14 protein-coding genes are annotated in these 17,088 nt (G+C 69.7%); 6 read left to right on the forward strand and 8 right to left on the reverse strand.

Features of this window, described 5'->3' with window-relative positions; translation table 11 throughout:
• Window positions 1-81: 81 nt before the first annotated feature.
• Together AC3WLZ_RS03445 and AC3WLZ_RS03450 are read right to left on the reverse strand one after the other, a co-directional pair.
• Entirely contained in the window at window positions 82-1,323 is a 1,242-nt protein-coding gene (locus tag AC3WLZ_RS03445) for an acyl-CoA dehydrogenase family protein (RefSeq protein WP_492469059.1), read from the reverse strand.
• Between the two features lie 74 nt (window positions 1,324-1,397).
• The gene (locus AC3WLZ_RS03450; protein ID WP_492469060.1) at window positions 1,398-2,066 is read right to left on the reverse strand and encodes a TetR/AcrR family transcriptional regulator; all 669 of its coding nucleotides are present in this window, start codon (window positions 2,064-2,066) and stop codon (window positions 1,398-1,400) included.
• 166 nt (window positions 2,067-2,232) lie between these two features.
• On the opposite strand from AC3WLZ_RS03450, the gene nirB reads away from it, so the two are divergent.
• Genes nirB through AC3WLZ_RS03475 form a run of 5 tightly spaced genes read left to right on the forward strand, consistent with a single transcriptional unit; the run spans window position 2,233 to window position 8,303 of the window.
• Window positions 2,233-4,815 (forward strand): nitrite reductase large subunit NirB, encoded by a 2,583-nt coding sequence (nirB, locus tag AC3WLZ_RS03455; RefSeq protein WP_492469061.1) that lies wholly within the window; start codon window positions 2,233-2,235, stop codon window positions 4,813-4,815.
• Window positions 4,812-5,204 carry a nitrite reductase small subunit NirD gene (gene nirD / locus AC3WLZ_RS03460; protein ID WP_412923697.1) on the forward strand — a complete coding sequence of 131 codons (393 nt, stop codon included), beginning with the start codon at window positions 4,812-4,814 and terminating at the stop codon, window positions 5,202-5,204. Before nirB ends, nirD begins: the two co-directional genes overlap by 4 nt.
• Window positions 5,201-6,463, forward strand: coding sequence for a uroporphyrinogen-III C-methyltransferase (cobA, locus tag AC3WLZ_RS03465; RefSeq protein WP_412923698.1), 1,263 nt, complete (start codon window positions 5,201-5,203; stop codon window positions 6,461-6,463). The genes nirD and cobA overlap by 4 nt, the downstream gene beginning before the upstream one ends.
• Complete coding sequence (locus AC3WLZ_RS03470) at window positions 6,460-7,599, forward strand: uroporphyrinogen-III synthase (RefSeq protein ID WP_412923699.1); 1,140 nt, start codon at window positions 6,460-6,462, stop codon at window positions 7,597-7,599. The genes cobA and AC3WLZ_RS03470 overlap by 4 nt, the downstream gene beginning before the upstream one ends.
• Window positions 7,596-8,303 carry a sirohydrochlorin chelatase gene (locus tag AC3WLZ_RS03475; RefSeq protein WP_492469062.1) on the forward strand — a complete coding sequence of 236 codons (708 nt, stop codon included), beginning with the start codon at window positions 7,596-7,598 and terminating at the stop codon, window positions 8,301-8,303. The genes AC3WLZ_RS03470 and AC3WLZ_RS03475 overlap by 4 nt, the downstream gene beginning before the upstream one ends.
• A 39-nt stretch (window positions 8,304-8,342) precedes the next feature.
• Here the strand turns inward: AC3WLZ_RS03475 and AC3WLZ_RS03480 are convergent, their stop codons facing one another.
• From AC3WLZ_RS03480 to AC3WLZ_RS03490, 3 genes are read right to left on the reverse strand one after another with little or no spacing between them, the layout of a single operon-like run.
• Window positions 8,343-9,917, reverse strand: a complete 1,575-nt coding sequence (locus AC3WLZ_RS03480; protein WP_492469063.1) for an FAD-dependent oxidoreductase — start codon at window positions 9,915-9,917, stop codon at window positions 8,343-8,345.
• A complete protein-coding gene (locus tag AC3WLZ_RS03485) occupies window positions 9,910-11,979 on the reverse strand; it encodes a molybdopterin oxidoreductase family protein (protein ID WP_492469064.1) in 2,070 nt (689 codons plus the stop codon). Before AC3WLZ_RS03485 ends, AC3WLZ_RS03480 begins: the two co-directional genes overlap by 8 nt.
• The gene (locus tag AC3WLZ_RS03490) at window positions 11,979-13,376 is read right to left on the reverse strand and encodes an MFS transporter (protein WP_492470939.1); all 1,398 of its coding nucleotides are present in this window, start codon (window positions 13,374-13,376) and stop codon (window positions 11,979-11,981) included. Before AC3WLZ_RS03490 ends, AC3WLZ_RS03485 begins: the two co-directional genes overlap by 1 nt.
• Before the next feature lie 298 nt (window positions 13,377-13,674).
• Here AC3WLZ_RS03490 and AC3WLZ_RS03495 point away from each other — a divergent pair, with 298 nt between their 5' ends.
• Window positions 13,675-14,463: a toll/interleukin-1 receptor domain-containing protein gene (locus tag AC3WLZ_RS03495; protein WP_492469065.1), complete on the forward strand. Its 789-nt coding sequence runs from the start codon at window positions 13,675-13,677 to the stop codon at window positions 14,461-14,463.
• 321 nt (window positions 14,464-14,784) lie between these two features.
• Here AC3WLZ_RS03495 and AC3WLZ_RS03500 read toward each other — a convergent pair whose 3' ends face one another.
• From AC3WLZ_RS03500 to AC3WLZ_RS03510, 3 genes are all read right to left on the reverse strand, one after another.
• Window positions 14,785-15,492, reverse strand: a complete 708-nt coding sequence (locus AC3WLZ_RS03500) for a hypothetical protein (protein WP_492469066.1) — start codon at window positions 15,490-15,492, stop codon at window positions 14,785-14,787.
• A 48-nt stretch (window positions 15,493-15,540) separates the two neighbouring features.
• Entirely contained in the window at window positions 15,541-16,629 is a 1,089-nt protein-coding gene (locus tag AC3WLZ_RS03505; protein ID WP_492469067.1) for a type I restriction endonuclease, read from the reverse strand.
• Window positions 16,630-16,819: 190 nt separating this feature from the next.
• Window positions 16,820-17,071: a hypothetical protein gene (locus tag AC3WLZ_RS03510; RefSeq protein WP_492469068.1), complete on the reverse strand. Its 252-nt coding sequence runs from the start codon at window positions 17,069-17,071 to the stop codon at window positions 16,820-16,822.
• Between the last annotated feature and the right edge of the window lie 17 nt (window positions 17,072-17,088).

Below are 17,088 nucleotides of genomic sequence, written 5' to 3' on the forward strand. Positions count from 1 at the left end.
GTAGCGGGGGTGCCCGACATCGGGCACTCGGGTTGCGCGCGGCCCCGGGGCGGATTAGGCGCCGGGGCGTGGCATCCGGGATCAGACGAACGCGCTCATGCCGGTGATGTCGCGGCCGAGGAGCAGCGCCTGCACGCTCTCGGTGCCCTCGTACGTGTGGATCGCTTCGATGTCGGCCATGTGCTGCATCACGCCGTTCTCGAGCAGGATGCCGTTGCCGCCGAGCAGGTCGCGCGCGATCGCCGCCACCCGGCGTGCGGCGCGGGTGTTGTGGTACTTCGCCAGCGACGCTTGCGTCGGACGCAGCCCCCCGGAGGTCTCGAGGTCGGCGAGGCGGCGGCAGAACAGCTGCATCGCGGTGAGCTCGTCGAGCATCTGCGCGAGGCGCTCCTGCACCATCTGGAACTTCGCGAGCGGCTTCCCGAACTGCATGCGCTCGGTGGCATATGTCCGCGCGGCCTCGTAGCAGGCCGTCGCGTGGCCCAGTGCCGACCAGGCGACGCCCGAGCGCGTGGCGAACAGGACGGTCGACGCGTCCTTGAAGGTGTGGGTGCCGGGGAGTACGGCATCCGCGGGAAGGCGCACGTCATCGAGCGCGATGTGGGCCTGATGGATGCCACGCAGCGACACCTTGCCGGTGATGACCGTGCCCGTGTACCCGGGGGTGTCCTGCTCGACGAGGAAGCATCGGACCTTGTCGTGGTCGTCGTCGCCCTCGGCATCCACGCGCGCCCACACGAACGTGATGCCGCCGGAGGCGCCGTTGCCGATCCACTTCTTGGTGCCGGACAGCGACCACCCGTCGGCGGTGCGGGTGGCGGCGGTCTCGAGTGAGACGGAGTCCGAGCCGTGGTCGGGCTCGGTAAGGGCGAACGCGCCGAGCACCGTGCCGTCCGCGAGCGGCTTCAGCCAGCGCGCCTGCTGCTCGGGGGAGCCGAACAGGGCGAGCGTCCGAAGGGCCAGGCCGCCCTGCACGGCGAGCGCCGTCGCCAGCGAGCCGTCGCCCCGCGAGACCTCCATGTTCACCAGGCCCGCCGCGAGCGGTGAGGAGGCCGGGAGGTCGGGGTGCTCGACGCCGTCGGTGAAGAGTTCGAGCTCGCCCATCCGCCGCAGGAGCTCGACCGGGTAGGTCGCGGCATCCCACTCCGCCTGCATGCGGGTGCCGACTTCGTCGACGAACGTCTTCGCGCGGTCCCACGCGTCGCGGTCGGCGTCGGGGACGTCGGCGAATACGGCGTAGTAGTCGGTGTCGCGTCGGCCGAGGAGGGCGTAGGAGGCGATGCGCTCGCCGGGGAGCGTGCGGGGCTGGGCGTCGGTGCTCATGTACTCAGTATCGCGCATGGTGGTACTGAGTGTCAGCCTCGGTTCCCGGTTTCTGCGCGCGGGGTGAGGGAGCGTCAGTGCGGCAGCTCGGCCCGCAGGCGCCGCGTCACTTCGGCGGCCGGCATCCGGCGGGGGAAGGCCGCGACGATGAGGTCGTCGCCCGCGGCATCGTTGCCGTCGGGGTGCACGCCGTAGCGGCGCAGCACGTCGTCGAGTGCACGACGGAGAGTGGATGCCGGCACCCGCGCGCCGCGCATCAGTCGGCGCAGCACATGGTTGTGTACGGCGGTGACGAGGGCCGCGAAGCCGACGGCATCCAGGGGGTCGAGTCCGGGGAGGGCCTCGCGCAGGTACTCGTCGAAAACGCGCTCGTACCGGAACACCGTGACGATCTCGCGGTCGCGGAGCACGGGCACCTCGCGCACGATGGCGTAGCGGCTCCGAGCCAGCTCGGGGTCGGCGGCGAAGTGCCGGAACACCCGCATCGACGCGTCGCACACCGCGGCCCAGGGGTCGTCGTGCGGCTGCGAGAGGAAGGCGCGCGTCTCGTCGATGAGCACCTCGTGGTCGGCGAACACCACGTCCTCTTTGCCGCCGAACTGCCGGAAGAACGTCGACCGCGACACGCCCGCGGCCTGCGCGATCTGCTCGACCGACGTTTGGTCGTACCCGCGCTCCGCGAACAGCGCGATCGCGGCGGCCGCGACGGCGGTGCGGCCGGGAGGGGCGGGGACGTCGGTCATGAGGGGAAGCCTAACGGCGGGTTCTTCGACCGATCGTGCGCGACCGGCGGCTCGCCGCGTCGGGGTGCAAAGCTCACATGGTCCGCGCGCTGTCGTGAGAGAAAAGTTCGCCGGAGGTAACGCGGGCGAAGAGGTCGGCGAAACCTCACCTGTCTACCGTCGAGGCATGGTCACTTCGAACTCGTCGTCCGGTTCCGTCGTCGTGGTCGGTGCGGGAATGGTGGCGCACCGCTTCGTGGAGAGCCTGACCGCCCGCGACACCGAAGGCCGCTGGTCGGTCACGGTGCTCGGCGACGAGAAGTACGAGCCGTATGACCGCGTGGGTCTCACGGGATACTTCGGCGGCAAGACCGCCGAGGATCTCGCTCTCGACGCCCGGGTCCTCGCGCACGATCGGGTACGCGTGCACACCGGTGCGCGCGTGGTGAAGATCGACCGGGCGCAGCGCGAGGTCACCACCGTCGGTGGCGGCACCCATCGGTACGATCGCCTGGTCCTGGCCACGGGCTCGTTCGCGGCCCGGCTGGCGCTGGACGGCTTCGATCACGAGGGCTGCTTCGTCTATCGCACGCTGGACGACGTCGAGGGGATCCGGGCGTGGGTGGCACGCCGGGGTGCACAGCTCGGTCGCCCTCTCCGCGGTGCGGTGGTCGGTGGCGGTCTGCTCGGGCTCGAGGCCGCGGGAGCGCTTCAGGCCGAGGGCGTCGCCCCCTTCGTCCTCCAGTCGAACGAGCGCCTGATGTCGGCGCAGCTCGATCTCGGCGGGGCCAAGGCGCTGGAGCGTCTGATCGAGGCGCGGGGCATCGACGTCCGCACGTCCTCGGTGACGACCCGGGTGGATGCTGACCGGTCGGGGGCCGTGCGCGGACTGGAACTGCGCGACGGCAGCTGGGAGCCCGTCGACATCGTCGTCTTCACGGTCGGCGTGCGGCCCCGCGACGAACTGGCCCGCACCGCCGGCCTTCGTGTCGACCCGCGGGGCGGCGTCGTGATCGATGCGGGCTGCGACACCTCCGACCCGGCGATCCTCGCGATCGGCGAGGTCGCCAGCTTCGACGGCCAGTGCATCGGCCTGGTGGCCCCGGGCTACGCGATGGCCGAGGTCGCCGCGACTCGCCTCCTCGGCGGAGAGGCGGCTTTTCCCGGCTTCGACACCTCGGCCAAGCTCAAGCTCTCGGGTGTCGAGGTCGCCAGCTTCGGCGACGCGTTCGCCGAGACGCCGAACGCCCTCGACGTCACCTACGCCGACCCCGTGTCGGGCGTGTACAAGAAGCTCGTGCTGAGCGACGACGCGCAGACTTTGCTCGGCGGCATCCTGGTCGGCGACGCTTCGGCGTACACCTCGCTCCGCCCGCTCGTCGGTCGCGCGCTCGGCGGCGACCCGGCGGCCTACCTGCTGCCCGAAGGTCTCGCGCCCGCACCGCAGGGCGACCTGCCCGCCGACGCGATCGTCTGCTCGTGCAACGGCGTCACCGCCGGGACGGTCCGGGCTGCCGTGACCGAGCACGACTGCGCGGATGCCGCCGAGGTCAAGGCGTGCACGAAGGCCGGGGCGGCGTGCGGTTCGTGCTTCACGCTGGTCAAGAAGCTCGTGGCGACCGAGCTGGCGGCATCCGGCAAGGAAGTCTCCAACGGGCTGTGCGAGCACTTCTCGTTCACCCGCGCGCAGCTCTTCGACGCCGTGCGAGTGTCGGGGCTCAGAACCTTCACCGCCATCGTCGAGCGCTTCGGCACCGGCCGCGGCTGCGATATCTGCAAGCCCGCGCTCGCGAGCATCCTGTCGAGCCTCTACTCCGAGCACGTGCTCTCGGGTGAGCTCGCGACGATGCAGGACACCAACGATCACGTCATGGCGAACATCCAGAGGGACGGCAGCTACAGCGTCGTGCCGCGCATCCCGGGCGGCGAGATCACGCCCGAGGGGCTCGTCGTGATCGGCGAGGTCGCGCGCGATTTCGGGCTCTACACGAAGATCACCGGCGGCCAGCGCATCGACCTGTTCGGGGCCCGCCTCGACCAGCTGCCCGCCATCTGGAAGCGACTGGTCGACGCCGGGTTCGAGTCCGGGCACGCGTACGGCAAGTCGCTGCGCACCGTGAAGTCGTGCGTCGGGTCGACGTGGTGCCGCTACGGCGTGCAGGACTCGGTCGGCATGGCCGTCCAGCTCGAGCTGCGGTACCGGGGCCTGCGCTCGCCGCACAAGCTGAAGTTCGGCGTCTCGGGCTGCGCGCGCGAGTGCGCCGAGGCCCGCGGCAAAGACATCGGCGTGATCGCGACCGAGGCCGGGTGGAATCTCTACGTCGGCGGAAACGGCGGCTTCACGCCCCGCCATGCGGTGCTGTTCGCCGAGGGACTCGACGATGACGGGCTGCTGCGTGCGATCGACCGCTTCCTGATGTTCTACATCCGCACCGCTGACCGGCTGCAGCGCACGGCGCCGTGGGTCGAGGAGTACGAAGGAGGGCTCGAGGCACTCAAAGGCGTCGTGTTCGACGACACGCTCGGCATCGCCGACGATCTCGACCGGGCCATGGCATCCCATATCGACGCGTACGAGGACGAGTGGGCAGCGACCCTCGCCGACCCCGAAAAGCTGAAGCGCTTCCAGAGCTTCGTGAACGCCCCTGAGGTCGCCGACCCCTCGCTCGCCTACGTCGCCGAGCGCGGGCAGGCCCGACCCGCCACTGCAGACGAACGCAGCGCGGGCGCGGTCTTCATCGGTGGCACGACCCTGGCGGTGCGCTCATGACGATCCTGGATGCCACGCCCCCCGAGGCCGACACCATGACCACCGACCCGTGGACCCGCGTGTGCCGCGTCGACGACTTGCTCGTCGAGCGCGGGGCCGCCGCGCTCATCGACGGCCGTCAGATCGCGCTGTTCCGCACGTTCGACGGTCGCATCTACGCCACCGACCAGATCGACCCGTTCAGCGGCGCGGCCGTCCTCTCGCGGGGGATCGTCGGCGATCGTGCGGGCGTGCCGACCGTGGCATCCCCGATGTACAAGCAGGTCTTCGACCTGCGCACCGGCGTGTGCCTCGACACGCAGGGCAAGGAGCCGCTGAGCATCCGGGTGCACCCGGTCGCGGTGACCGACGGCGACGTGTTCGTCCGAATCTCAGGAGACCCCCGATGATCGCACTCGCAGGACTCGACTTCACTGACCGCCTCGTCGTGTGCGTCGGCGCAGGCTCCGTCGCCGAGAAGCGCATTGCACGTCTCCGTGCCGCCGGTGCCCGCGTGCGCCTGGTCGCCCCGGTCGCGACCGCGGGCCTTGCGGCGCTCGCCGCTGCCGGCGACATCGAGTGGCGCGGGCGCCCCTTCGCTCCCGAAGACCTCGACGACGCGTGGTTCTGCCACACGGCGACCGGGTCGGCATCCGTGGATGCCGCCGTCGTCGCTGCCGCCGAGGCGCGGCGGGTGTGGTGCGTCAACGCGGGGCACGGCGGCAAGGGCACGGCGCGCCTGGCCGCCGAGACCACGAGCGGTGACGTCATGGTCGGCGTCGTCTCGGCCGCGGGTGCCGACCCGCGCCGCACGGTCGCCGTGCGCGACGCCATCGCCCAGCGCCTCGCCGAAGGCGCCCTTCCGCTCCGCCGCCGACGGCGCCCGCTCGTGGGGAGCGTGGCGCTCGTCGGCGGCGGCCCTGGCCCGGTCGACCTGCTGACCGTGCGTGCCCGTGCCCTGCTGGCCGAGGCCGACGTCGTCGTGCACGACCGGCTCGGGCCCACGGGCGTCCTCGCCGAACTCGGCGACGACGTCGAGCTCATCGACGTCGGAAAGCGCCCACAGCACCACCCCGTGCCGCAGGAGGAGATCAACGCGATCCTCGTCGACCGCGCGGCCCGGGGGCTTCGTGTCGTGCGGCTGAAGGGCGGCGACCCGTTCGTCTACGGGCGGGGCGGGGAAGAGGTCATCGCCTGTCGCGCCGCCGGCATCCCGGTCGAGGTAGTGCCCGGTATCTCGAGCGCGATCGCGGTACCCGCGGCCGCCGGCGTGCCGGTGACCCACCGGGGCGTCGCCGGTACCCTTCATGTTGTGAACGGTCAGGAGCACCCCGGTGAGGCGACTCTCGCTGCACTGCGCGATGACCGCGCCACCGTCGTGGCGTTGATGGGCGTGAGCGCGCTTCCCCGCTTCGCCGCGGCGGCGCTGGCCGCCGGTGCCCCGCCGTCGCGCCCCGTCGCCTTCGTCGAGAACGGCCACACGCCGGCGCAGCGGACAATTCGTACAACGCTGGGATCGGCGGTTCAGGATGCCGAGGCGCAGAGCCTCGCCAATCCCGCGGTGCTCGTGTTCGGCGACGTCGCGCGCCCTGATCTTCTCCTGCCGACGTCGGACGCGGCGCCCGTGGCCGTGCTCGTCCGGGCGGCACCTTCGCAGGGCATCGGGTGACGGAATCTCCCCGCGCGATCAGCACGGTGCTCCTCGGATGCACCGTGCTGCTTCCCGTCGACCGGCGGTCGGGGGAACTGTCCGCCGCGCTCGAACGCCACGGGGCGCGCGTCCGCGTGGCGCCGGCGCTGACGATCGTGCCGCACGTCGACGATGAGGAACTGATCGCGAAGACCCGGGCGCTCGTTGACGACCCGCCCGACGTCGTCGTCGCCACCACGGGAGTGGGGTTCCGCGCCTGGATGGAGACGGCCGACGAGGCGGGGCTCCACGACGCCCTCGCGCCCGTGCTCGACACCGCGCGCATCGTCGCCCGTGGCCCCAAGGCGCGCGGGGCGATCCAGCAGGCGGGGTTCGAAGCCGACTGGGTGGCCGAGAGTGAGACGGCGGCGGAGCTGCGCGACTTCCTCGTCGCCGAGGGCATGGACGGCCTGCACGTCGCCGTCCAGCACCACGGCTCGGGTGCCGACGGCCTGGACGATGCCTTTGAGGCCGCCGGGGCGCGCGTGACGAGCCTGACGATCTACCGGTGGGGCCCGCCGCCCGACCCCGAGGTCGTCGCGGCGTCGACGCAGCAGGTCGCGCGCGGAGAGATCGACGCGGTGCTCTTCACCTCGGCGCCCGCGGCCCGCGAATGGATCCTCGCCGCCGGACGGGCTGACGCGCTCGAGGGCGTGGCATCCCGTGCCGCGCGGGGGCAGGTGCTGGTCGCCGCGGTCGGCCCCATCACCGCGGGCCCCCTGATCGAGGCGGGAATCATCCCGCTCATCCCCGACCGGGGCCGCCTCGGCGCGCTCGTGCGCGCCGTGGTCACGCACTACGGCGGGCCCGGCGCACCGCTCATCCCGACCACGGCCGGTCGACTCGGCATCCGCTCCTCGGGGATCGTGCTCGACGGGACGTTCACCGCCCTGCCACGCACGGGGGTGGAGCTGCTGCGCGCCCTCGCGATCCAACCCGGGGCCGTCGTCTCGCGAGCAGACCTGGTGGCCGTGCTGACGAATGCGGGGGCGTCCGCTCACGCGGTGGAGGTCGCGGTGGCCCGCACGCGCGAGGCACTGAACGGCACCGACCTCATCCGCACCGTCTACAAGCGGGGATATCGGCTTGATGTCGTCGAGGAGGCGGATTCGTGACCGCTGTGCTCATCGCCTGCGCCCACGGGACGCGATTCGAAGAAGGACGCGTGGTCGTCCGCGAGTTGCTCGACATCCTGCGCGCCACCGCGCCCGATGACGTCGAGGTGCTCGAGGCCTACGTCGACGTGCACGGGCCTTTCGTCACCGACGTGGTCGAGACGGCGCGCGAGCGCACGTCCGACATCGTGATCGTGCCGCTGCTGCTGTCGACCGGCTACCACACCGAGGTCGATCTGCGGGAGGCGGCGGCCGGCCTTCCCGTCGCTGCGCCCCTCGGCCCGCACCGGCTGCTCGCCGAGATCCTCGCCGACCGCGTCCGCGACGCCGGAGCGGGGCCGGACGACACCGTGATCCTCGCGGCCGCCGGTTCCACGCGGCCCGGCGCGGTGGTCGATGTCGAGGGCATGGCGGCGATGATGGCGAATGCCGGGGTGCGCGGGCCCGTCGTCGCGGCCTACGCCGCCGCATCCGAGCCACGGATCCCCGACGCCGTGGCGTCGGCGCGGGCCGACGGGCGGCGGACGGTGGCGGCGAGCTACGTGCTCGCGCCCGGGCATTTCTCGCGCGTCATCGAGACTGCGGATGCCGATCTGACCTCGGCCCCCATCGGGGCGGATCCGCGCGTGGCGGCCGTGGTGTGGGAGCGGTGGCGCGCGGCGCGCGAGGGCGCATCTCTGCCCGACAGCGGCGACCGGCCCTGACCCGCGCGTCCGCGCGATGCTCTCGCGCGCAACGGACGCTCAGACGGTGACGGTCTCGCGGGCCAGCAGTTCGGTGATCCGTCCGACGCACCCGCCGCATCCGGTTCCGGCGCGTGTGGATGCCCTGACGCAAGCGACCGTCGGCTCTCCGGCCGCGGCGGCGTCGCGAATCGCGCCCGCGCTGACGCCGTTGCACCAGCACACGGTCGCATCCGCGGCGAACGGGTCGGCGCTCACCGCCATTCCGGCGTCGTCCGCGTCGAGCCGCAGCAGTGACGACCGGTCGGCGGGCAGCTCCGACCCGCGCTCGAACAGCAGGGTCAGCTCGGCGCCCGTGCGCGGCATCCCGACGGCGACGAAACCCGTCAGAACGCCCTCGACGGTGATCAGCTTGACGTAGGCGCCGCGCGCGGGGTCCGCCCAGATCGTGACCTGGGGGCCGTGGCATCCCGGGGCGTGCGTGAACGGGTCGGCGTCCACCGCTCCACCAGCGACGACATCGATGCCCTCGGCTTTGAGCATGACCACCGCGGGGCGTTCGGCGGGTGCCGGGGCAGCGGTCGGCGCCGTCTCCGACGACAGCAGTGCCGCGAGTCGGTCGGCCTGCCGCCACCCCGGCCCGACGAGTCCGCTCGGCCCACCCGGCACGTGGCCGTGCGCGTCGGCGTTCGCCGGGTCGGCGACGTGCGCGCAGTCGCCGATCGCGTAAACCCGCTCATCGCTCCATGACCGCGACGCGACGTCGACCAGGATGCCGGTCGAGGTCGCGAGCCCGGCGTGGAAGGCGAGTTCGGTGCGCGCGCCGACTCCGCACGACAGCACGAGCAGGTCGCCCGCGAGCACTCGGCCGTCGGCGCACGCGAGGCCGTCGAACCAGGCCTGGCCGTGATCGTCGTAGCGGTGCACGATGCTCTCGGCGCGCGCGTGATGCGCCATCGTGACGCCCGCCGCGCTCGCCGCGGCCGCCAGCACGCGTCCGCCGTTCTCGTCGAGGGTCCGGTTCATGGGAGCGGCGGAGTGGTACGCCACGGTCACCTCCGCACCGGCCTCGGCCGCGGCGAGGGCCAACTCCATTCCGAGCACGCCCGCACCGAGAACGACGATCCGCCGCCCGGCGGTCACCGCGGCGCGTACCTGTTCGGCGTCGGCGAGGTCGCGGAGGGCCACGACTCCGCGCGGGAGCGGCGCGGCCCCGAGGTCGAGCGCCTCCGGGGGCGCGGGGCGCGCGGCGCGGTCGCGGCGCGATCGTTCCATTCCGGCGAGCGTCGGCACGTTCGCGCGGGCGCCGGTGGCGAGCACCAGCCGGTCGTAGGGCATCCGGATGCCATCGTGCAGGCGCACCGCACCCGGGTGGCGGTCGATCCCGACCACCGCACTCCCGAGATGGAACCGCACGCCGGCCTCTTCGGCCGCGCGGCGGTCGCCCATGTCGAGGGCGTCGCGGTCCAGGCGTCGAACGGCATACTCCGCCAGAAGCACGCGGTTGTAGACGTCGTGCGTCTCGGCGCCGACGACCGTGAGGTCGACGCGCCCGTCGCGGACCGCGGGCAGCATCCCCTCGACGAATCGCGCGCCGACCGGTCCGTATCCGACCAGAACCACCCGCTCAGGCATGCGCGCCCTCCTCGATCGACAGGCGCACGCGCGTACGTTTGAACTCCGGCATCGCCGATGTGGGGTCGACGATGGCCTCGGTGAGCCTGTTGGCGCACGCGTCGCCGGCGTAGTGGAACGGCAGGAACACGGTGTCGTGCCGGATGTCGGTCGTCACGCTCGCCCGCGCCCGCACGGTGCCCCGCGCGTTCGACACGGCGACGAGATCGCCTTCCCGGATGCCGAGACCCGACGCCGTCGCCGGGTGGATCTCGAGCCGCGCCTCCGGGCGGGCCGCGTTCAGCTCGGCGACCCGTCGCGTCTGCGTCCCGGACTGGTACTGCTGCAGATAGCGGCCGGTAACGAGGGTCAGCTCGCCACCGCCGTCGGTGGGCGTCGGGGGAGTGGCATCCACCGGCACGAGCCTGGCGCGACCGCCGGGGTGCGCGAAGCGCTCTGCGAACGGCCGCGGGGTGCTCTCCGAGCGGTACGGCCAGTACGCCTCGACGCCGGTGTCGAGCAGCGCGTGCGACAAGCCGGAATAGTCAGCGGTGCCGCCCTCGGACGCGCGGGCGAGTTCGTCGAAGACCTCTGCCGGATCGGTGGGCCACGTGGATGCCGCGCCCAGGCGCCGCGCGATCTCCGACGAGATCCACAGCTCGCTGCGTGCTCCCTCGGGCCCGGGCAGCGCGCGGCGACGGCGGATCACGCGGCCCTCGAGGGAGGTCATCGTGCCCTCCTCCTCGGCCCATTGCAGCACCGGAAGCACGATGTCGGCGATCTCGGCGGTCTCGCTGAGGAAGAAGTCGCAGACGATCAGGGTGTCGAGCGCCTTCAGCCGCGCCCGCACCGCCTCGACGTCGGGAGCGGAGACCAGGACGTTCGACCCCACGACGAGCAGCGTCTTCACCGGCCCGCCGAGTTCGGCGAGCAGAGCGGTGGCCGGGATGCCGGCATCCGGGATCTCGTCCGGGTCGATGCCCCACACCCCGGCGACGTGCCGGCGGGCGTCGGGGTCGCGGATCGAACGGTAGCCGGGGAGCTGGTCGGCTTTCTGTCCGTGCTCGCGACCGCCCTGGCCGTTGCCCTGGCCGGTGAGCGTGCCGTAGCCCGAGCCCTCGCGGCCGACGAGACCGAGGACGAGCGCGAGGTTGATCGCGGCCGTGGCGGTGGCGGTGCCGTCGACGTGCTGCTCGACGCCGCGTCCGGTGAGGATGTACGCGCCGCCCTCCGCGAGGCGCCGTGCGGTCTGCCGCAACAACGCGACCGGGACGCCCGTCGTCGCGGACGTCCGCTCGGGCCACCACGCGGCGACGCTGCGGCGGACGGAGTCGAAGCCGGTCGTGCGCTCCTCTAGATAGGCGTCGTCGGCCAGTCCTTCGGCGATCACGATGTGCGTCAGGCCGAGCAGGAGCGGCAGGTCGGTGCCGGGCGCGGGCTGCAGGTGAGTGCCGGCGCCGTCTTCGGTGAGGCGCGCGGTCGCCGACCGGCGCGGGTCGACGACGATGAGTCCGCCGTTTGCGCGCGCTCCGGCGAGGTGCGCGAGGAACGGGGGCATGGTCGCGGCGACGTTGGATCCGAGCAGCAGGATCGTCCGTGCGTCATCGAGGTCGGTGACCGGGAAGGGCAGGCCCCGGTCCATCCCGAAGGCCCGATTGGATGCCGCGGCCGCCGACGACATGCAGAACCGGCCGTTGTAGTCGATGCGGGAGGTGCCGAGCGCCACGCGGGCGAACTTGCCGAGCTGGTACGCCTTCTCGTTCGTGAGGCCGCCGCCGCCGAAGATGGCATTGGCGTCAGAGCCGTGGGCGGCGCGTGTGTCGCGGAACGCCGCGGCCACGGCATCCAAGGCGTCGTCCCAGGTGGCTTCGGCGAGGGTGCCGTCGCTCTGCCGGAGCAGGGGCATCCGGAGTCGGTGGGGGGATGCCAAGAGCTCCGCCGACGTCCAGCCCTTGGCGCAGAGTCCTCCCCGGTTGGTGGGGAAGTCGCGTCCCGTGACCGTCGTCTCGCTGTTGTGGACGACGGTCATCGCGCACTGCAGAGCGCAGTAGGGGCAGTGGGTGTCGGCGGAGCTCCTGGACATCAGATGCGGGTGCCGGTCTTCTTCGACATCGTCAGGTAGACGCCGGCGGTGATCGCGAGGAAGACGCCGTACGCGCCGATGAACCACGTGAGGGCGGGGACGTACGAACCGAACGACGTCTTCGACAGGCCGAGCAGCTGCGGGATGAAGAACCCGCCGTACGCGCCGATCGCCGAGATGAGGCCGAGAGCGGCGGCTGCCTTGCGCTGCGCGCCGACGCCGTCCGTCGCGCGGAGGGCGAAGATCGTCGGGATCATGCGGTAGGTCGACCCGTTGCCGATACCCGCTGCGGCGAAGAGCACGAGGAAGCACAGCAGGAAGATCGCGAAGTTCTGCAGCGGCAGCGTGACGACGACGCTCAGGATGCCGAGCCCCATCGCCGTGAAGGCGCCGATCGTGATGACGGTGCCGCCGAAGCGGTCGGCGAGCTTGCCGCCGTACGGGCGTGCGAGGGAACCGACGAGCGCACCCAGGAACGCGAGGGTGACGGTGGCCGTACCGATCGCGATGCCCTTGAAGTCGGGGAACGTGTCGGCCAGCAGCTTCGGGAAGACGCCCGCGAAGCCGATGAACGAGCCGAAGGTGCCGATGTAGAGGACGGCGAGGATCCACAGGTGCGGCTCTTTCAGAGCGGCGAGGGATGCCGCGATGTCGGCCTTGGCGGTCGAGAGGTTGTCCATGCGGAAGTACGCGCCGACCATGGCGACGAGGATCAGCGGAACCCAGATGAGACCCGCGAGCGGCAGGTTCAGGGTCGCCGCGGCGCCGACGGTGATGACGATGGGTACGACGAACTGCGCGACCGAGGCACCGAGGTTGCCGCCGGCGGCGTTGAGTCCGAGCGCGTAGCCCTTCTGCGCGGCCGGATAGAAGAACGTGATGTTCGCCATGGAGCTGGCGAAGTTGCCGCCGCCGAAGCCGGCGAGGGCGGCGATGAGGAGAAGCACGCCGAACGGGGTCGCGGGGTTCGACACCGCGATGGCGAGGCCGATGCTCGGGATGAGCAGGAGTCCGGCCGAGACGATCGTCCAGTTGCGGCCGCCGAAGCGCGGAACCATGAAGGTGTAGGGGATGCGCAGGGTCGCGCCCACGAGACTCGGCATCGAGATGAGCCAGAAGATCTCACCGGTCGAGAGCTGGAATCCCGCCGCCGGGAGCGAGACGACGACGACTGACCACAGCTGCCAGACGACGAAGCCGAGGAACTCGGCGAAGATCGACCACCGCAGGTTACGGGCGGCGATGGCCTTGCCTTCTGCCGCCCACTGCTGGGCGTTCTCAGGGTTCCAGTTGTCGATCCAGCGGCCGGGGCGGTGGTGGAGCTTCGCTTCGGTGCTCGTTGCGGCCGTGGGCGGCGTTGCGGTTTCGGGGCGCGGGTCGGTGACGGTCACGGGGATCCTCCGGTCGGCGATGGGGGAGGTGCAGCGCCCCGCATCGGAGGGGCGTGCCGTCAGCGTAGGGAGGAGGCGTTACCCCCGACCGCGTCGGGTGGGGCGGCGGGGTAACGATGTGCTCACCGGAGGAGGGGGTGGGGGAGAGGGGGAGTTTACGTGAGCGTTACATGCGGGGAACCGACCCAGCAACCTGGGGTGCGGCGACAAGTTCGTCGTGGCACACGTGAAGCCCCAGCAGCGACGTCGGACCCTGGTCGTAAGGTCTACTCGTCAGCATCAGAATTAGGTGTAGGAGCAGGGAATGGCTGGATTGAGTAGGGCTCAGATCGAGGCGAAGATGCGCGCTGCGCAGCGCGAGGCAGAGCGAAAGATCAAGGCGGAGGTGGATCGCGTCAACCGTGAGAATAAGCGCCGCGTGGATGAGTACAACAGAAAAGTCGATCAGCACAACCGTCAGGTCGTGCAGGCGCAGCAACGCCGTGTCGATGCCTATAACGCCGAGGTTGGTCGCGTCAACGCGTACAACCAGAGAGTGAATGACCTCAATCAGCGCACTAACGATCGGAACCGCATTACTGTTGCTGAGCTGAATCGACAGCTAAGGACCGCGGCAGTCGGACCGCGTTACACGCGCGCCGAGCAGGACCTCGCCGACAGGGTGCAGGAACAGGCATCTCGGCACCCTGAACGCGAGCACGATGCCTTCATAAGCTACGCGCGTATCGACGGTGCGGAAGTAGGTGACGCACTTCGCCGTGAGCTTGAATTTCTGGGCGCCTCGATTTGGTTCGACGAGGTGACGATCGTTCCTGGTAAGAGCCAAGCACTTCAGATGGATAAGGGTCTTCGTTTGGCGAGGTGCGGAATCGCGGTGTTGACGCCCGCATACCTGACGGGTCGATTCTGGACCGAGCGTGAACTGGGTGCCCTACTGCACAAGGAGACTCTGATCCCCGTGCTGCACAACGTCACGTTCGACCAAGTGGCGGAATACAGCGGAATACTCCCAGACTTGGCTGGGTTCGAGACTGCTCGCGACAGCGTGCGCGTGATTGCCGAAAAAATCGCCGCGGCGATCCTGCCGGAGTGATCCTCGACGCGCATCGTCGCCTGGATTGATTTTTGCACGCGGAGGGTCGGGCGCGACGTTGGGCTCGCGAAGCCTTCTGTGAGATCACTAGGTCGATGGGACTTGGGTTGCCAATGGAAGAACTCGAACCCTCATGCCATCGCGTCGCGAGCACGGCGGTCGCGGGGTTCACGAAGGAGCGTGGGGAACGCCAGACAGTTTCGCCCGGTGTAGGGGAGAACGGCACGCAAGCGTATCGAGCGCGACCAGCCAGAACAACTCCGATGACTATGCGACGGTCTTCACTGTCGCGGCTGGAGGGGGGCATAGACGCAAATGTTCTTACCGTCCTTCGACAAGTGCAGCCACGGACGGTTCCAGGTGAAGATTTGCTGGGCGGATCTCGCTTGAGAACTGCTTGCCCTCCGCGCCGACGAGACCGTGCTGCCAGGCGCGGTAATGGACGTGCCACCAGCGCATGAAACTCAGCATGAGCCGTCTGCGGCTATCCGTGAGGTGTTCCTCCGTGAGGTTTCCCCAGCCGCCTGCTTCCGTGATCGCGCGGTGCTCCGCGGCGTCCCACGATGCCCACGGCGGGTCGCCCTCGTAACTGCGACCGCGAAGCGCGTCGAGATCGCGATAACGCCCTGAAGTCGCAGCCCACCGGTCTAGCGCGAGCAGTATGTCTTTCCAATAGGGGTCAGAGCGCGCTTCCGCAATCAGCTCCCTCACATAAGGCGTTGCGGACTCCGATTCGCTGACGTAGATGTCGAACACGCGCTGGTCCAGGTCAGCAATGGCATGCCCGGCCGCGCCGGAGCCGAACCTTGAATCGACAGACCGGCCGTTGCTCGACTCGTAGACCCAGAACGTAGCTTTGAGGAGGCGTTCGACCCCCTGAGACAACTGGTTGAACGCACCGCCCGGTTGGCGGGCTTGCCATCTTCGATTTGCAACTTGATTCAGCCCTAGAGAGAGCAATTCTGTCGCTGTCGACAGCTCGCTCACGAGGTGCATGGCGCGAAGCACCTTCGAATTTGGCTTGTTCACCGCTTCTGTTTCCCGCTAGCGTGACGTTCGCAATCCTGGGCCGCGTAGTCACCGATACCGAATAACTGCTTCGCGAATGGCATCCGCGTACTGGTAAATCTCGTCCAACTCATCGATCGGGTGCCGCGTTTCGACCTTCTGCTCGTCAAGTAGCCCCAGATACTTCTGGCGACCGTTGAAGTGCAGGCGCGCGATCGGCTTGCGATTGTTGTCGTCGAGGAGCACAGCGAAGTAGCTCTTTGCGTCTCGGTGGGTGATGCGCTGCGGCTTGGTCTCGCCGCAAGCGATGGCCTTCACGATCTGGTAGCCCTCGAGCTCCTCGAGTGTTGTCTCGATCTCGGTGTCGCGGTTCAGGTCATCCTGTGCGACAGGTTCGCTCGAGACAGCGGCAGGTTCCCCGGTAACGAGGGCAACACCGGCCCCGGCGCCCAACGCCGTCTTCAGTCGATCGTTCACGCTTTCGTTGAGGAACTGGCGGGAGGCCTTGCCAACGATTGCGGTGAACTGCTCACGGACCCGCGCCGTGTACGAGCCGTCGTAAACGCGCTGGGTGAAGAACTTGATCCACTCGTCGCTCGGCTCGCGGAACTGGCCCGCGATCTCACGCTTGAGCGCGCCCACGTACTTCAGCTCTTCGGCGGCGCTGATGATCGACTCAAGATCGAAGCTGTCCTTGCTCAGCTTCTGAACCTCAGGAATCAGCGTGTCGTCGATGTCGAGCAGATCCAGAACCAGGAACGGCTTGGCATCCATCTTGTTCGGCGCGTCTAGGTCGGTGAAGAACTGCCAGACGACGCCATTGGTGAGCGCGGCGATCCGGGCGTTGGTCGTGGAGAAATAGCGGAAGAGCTGGGACGCGTGCTCGATCTTGGGGGCACCCGTGGAGGCCTTGCACTCAATGAGGATCTGCACCTCACCGTCGCGCATGATCGCGTAGTCGACCTTTTCGCCCTTCTTGATGCCGACGTCGGCTGTGAACTCCGGGACGACCTCGAGCGGGTCGAACACGTCGTAGCCGAGGATTGTGGAGATGAACGGCATGACGAAGGCATTCTTCGTCGCTTCCTCCGTGCCGATCGCGGAGGCTTGATTGCTTACCTTTGTCGCGAGCGCGGCAATGCGGTCGTGAAACTCCATTGGTCCCCCCAGAGTGACGAATATGGGTGACCATAGCGGAATCACGGCAGAATCGCGTGGGGCGCGCTCGATGGCGTTTCCGACATGCGTTGCGTGTCGAGTCCGTCTTGCACATCTCGGACATGCCCCGTCCCGAGGCTCGGCAGCACCGGCCCGGTGTTGATCTATGCGCCGCGCCTATCCGCTCTGATCAATCCCGCGGGGCCCCGGAGCCGCGTCGCGGGTAGACCCACACCCCGATCGTGATGACCGCGCTTCCGAGGAGCAGGACGAATGACGTCGAGAGCCACAGGGGAACGCCTCGGTAGTTCGTGATGTCAGGGTCCCCCAGCACCAGAAAGATCGTGAGAAAAACCAGGCCGACGAAAAGAATCATCGCTCCGACGATGATGATGAGCTGCGCTGTCGTTCGTTCGACAGGCGTCCGCTCGTTCCGGCCCACGCAGCGATCGTACCGAC

Source organism: Microbacterium sp. FW305-3-2-15-F-LB2, assembly GCF_058787255.1.

Bases quoted from the DNA above. Each gene is read 5' to 3' on its own strand.
- AC3WLZ_RS03445 (WP_492469059.1), bottom strand. From the start codon at position 1,323: ATGAGCACCGACGCCCAGCCCCGCACGCTCCCCGGCGAGCGCATCGCC.
- AC3WLZ_RS03450 (WP_492469060.1), bottom strand. From the start codon at position 2,066: ATGACCGACGTCCCCGCCCCTCCCGGCCGCACCGCCGTCGCGGCCGCC.
- nirB (WP_492469061.1), top strand. From the start codon at position 2,233: ATGGTCACTTCGAACTCGTCGTCCGGTTCCGTCGTCGTGGTCGGTGCG.
- nirD (WP_412923697.1), top strand. From the start codon at position 4,812: ATGACGATCCTGGATGCCACGCCCCCCGAGGCCGACACCATGACCACC.
- cobA (WP_412923698.1), top strand. From the start codon at position 5,201: ATGATCGCACTCGCAGGACTCGACTTCACTGACCGCCTCGTCGTGTGC.
- AC3WLZ_RS03480 (WP_492469063.1), bottom strand. From the start codon at position 9,917: ATGCCTGAGCGGGTGGTTCTGGTCGGATACGGACCGGTCGGCGCGCGA.
- AC3WLZ_RS03485 (WP_492469064.1), bottom strand. From the start codon at position 11,979: ATGTCCAGGAGCTCCGCCGACACCCACTGCCCCTACTGCGCTCTGCAG.
- AC3WLZ_RS03495 (WP_492469065.1), top strand. From the start codon at position 13,675: ATGGCTGGATTGAGTAGGGCTCAGATCGAGGCGAAGATGCGCGCTGCG.
- AC3WLZ_RS03505 (WP_492469067.1), bottom strand. From the start codon at position 16,629: ATGGAGTTTCACGACCGCATTGCCGCGCTCGCGACAAAGGTAAGCAAT.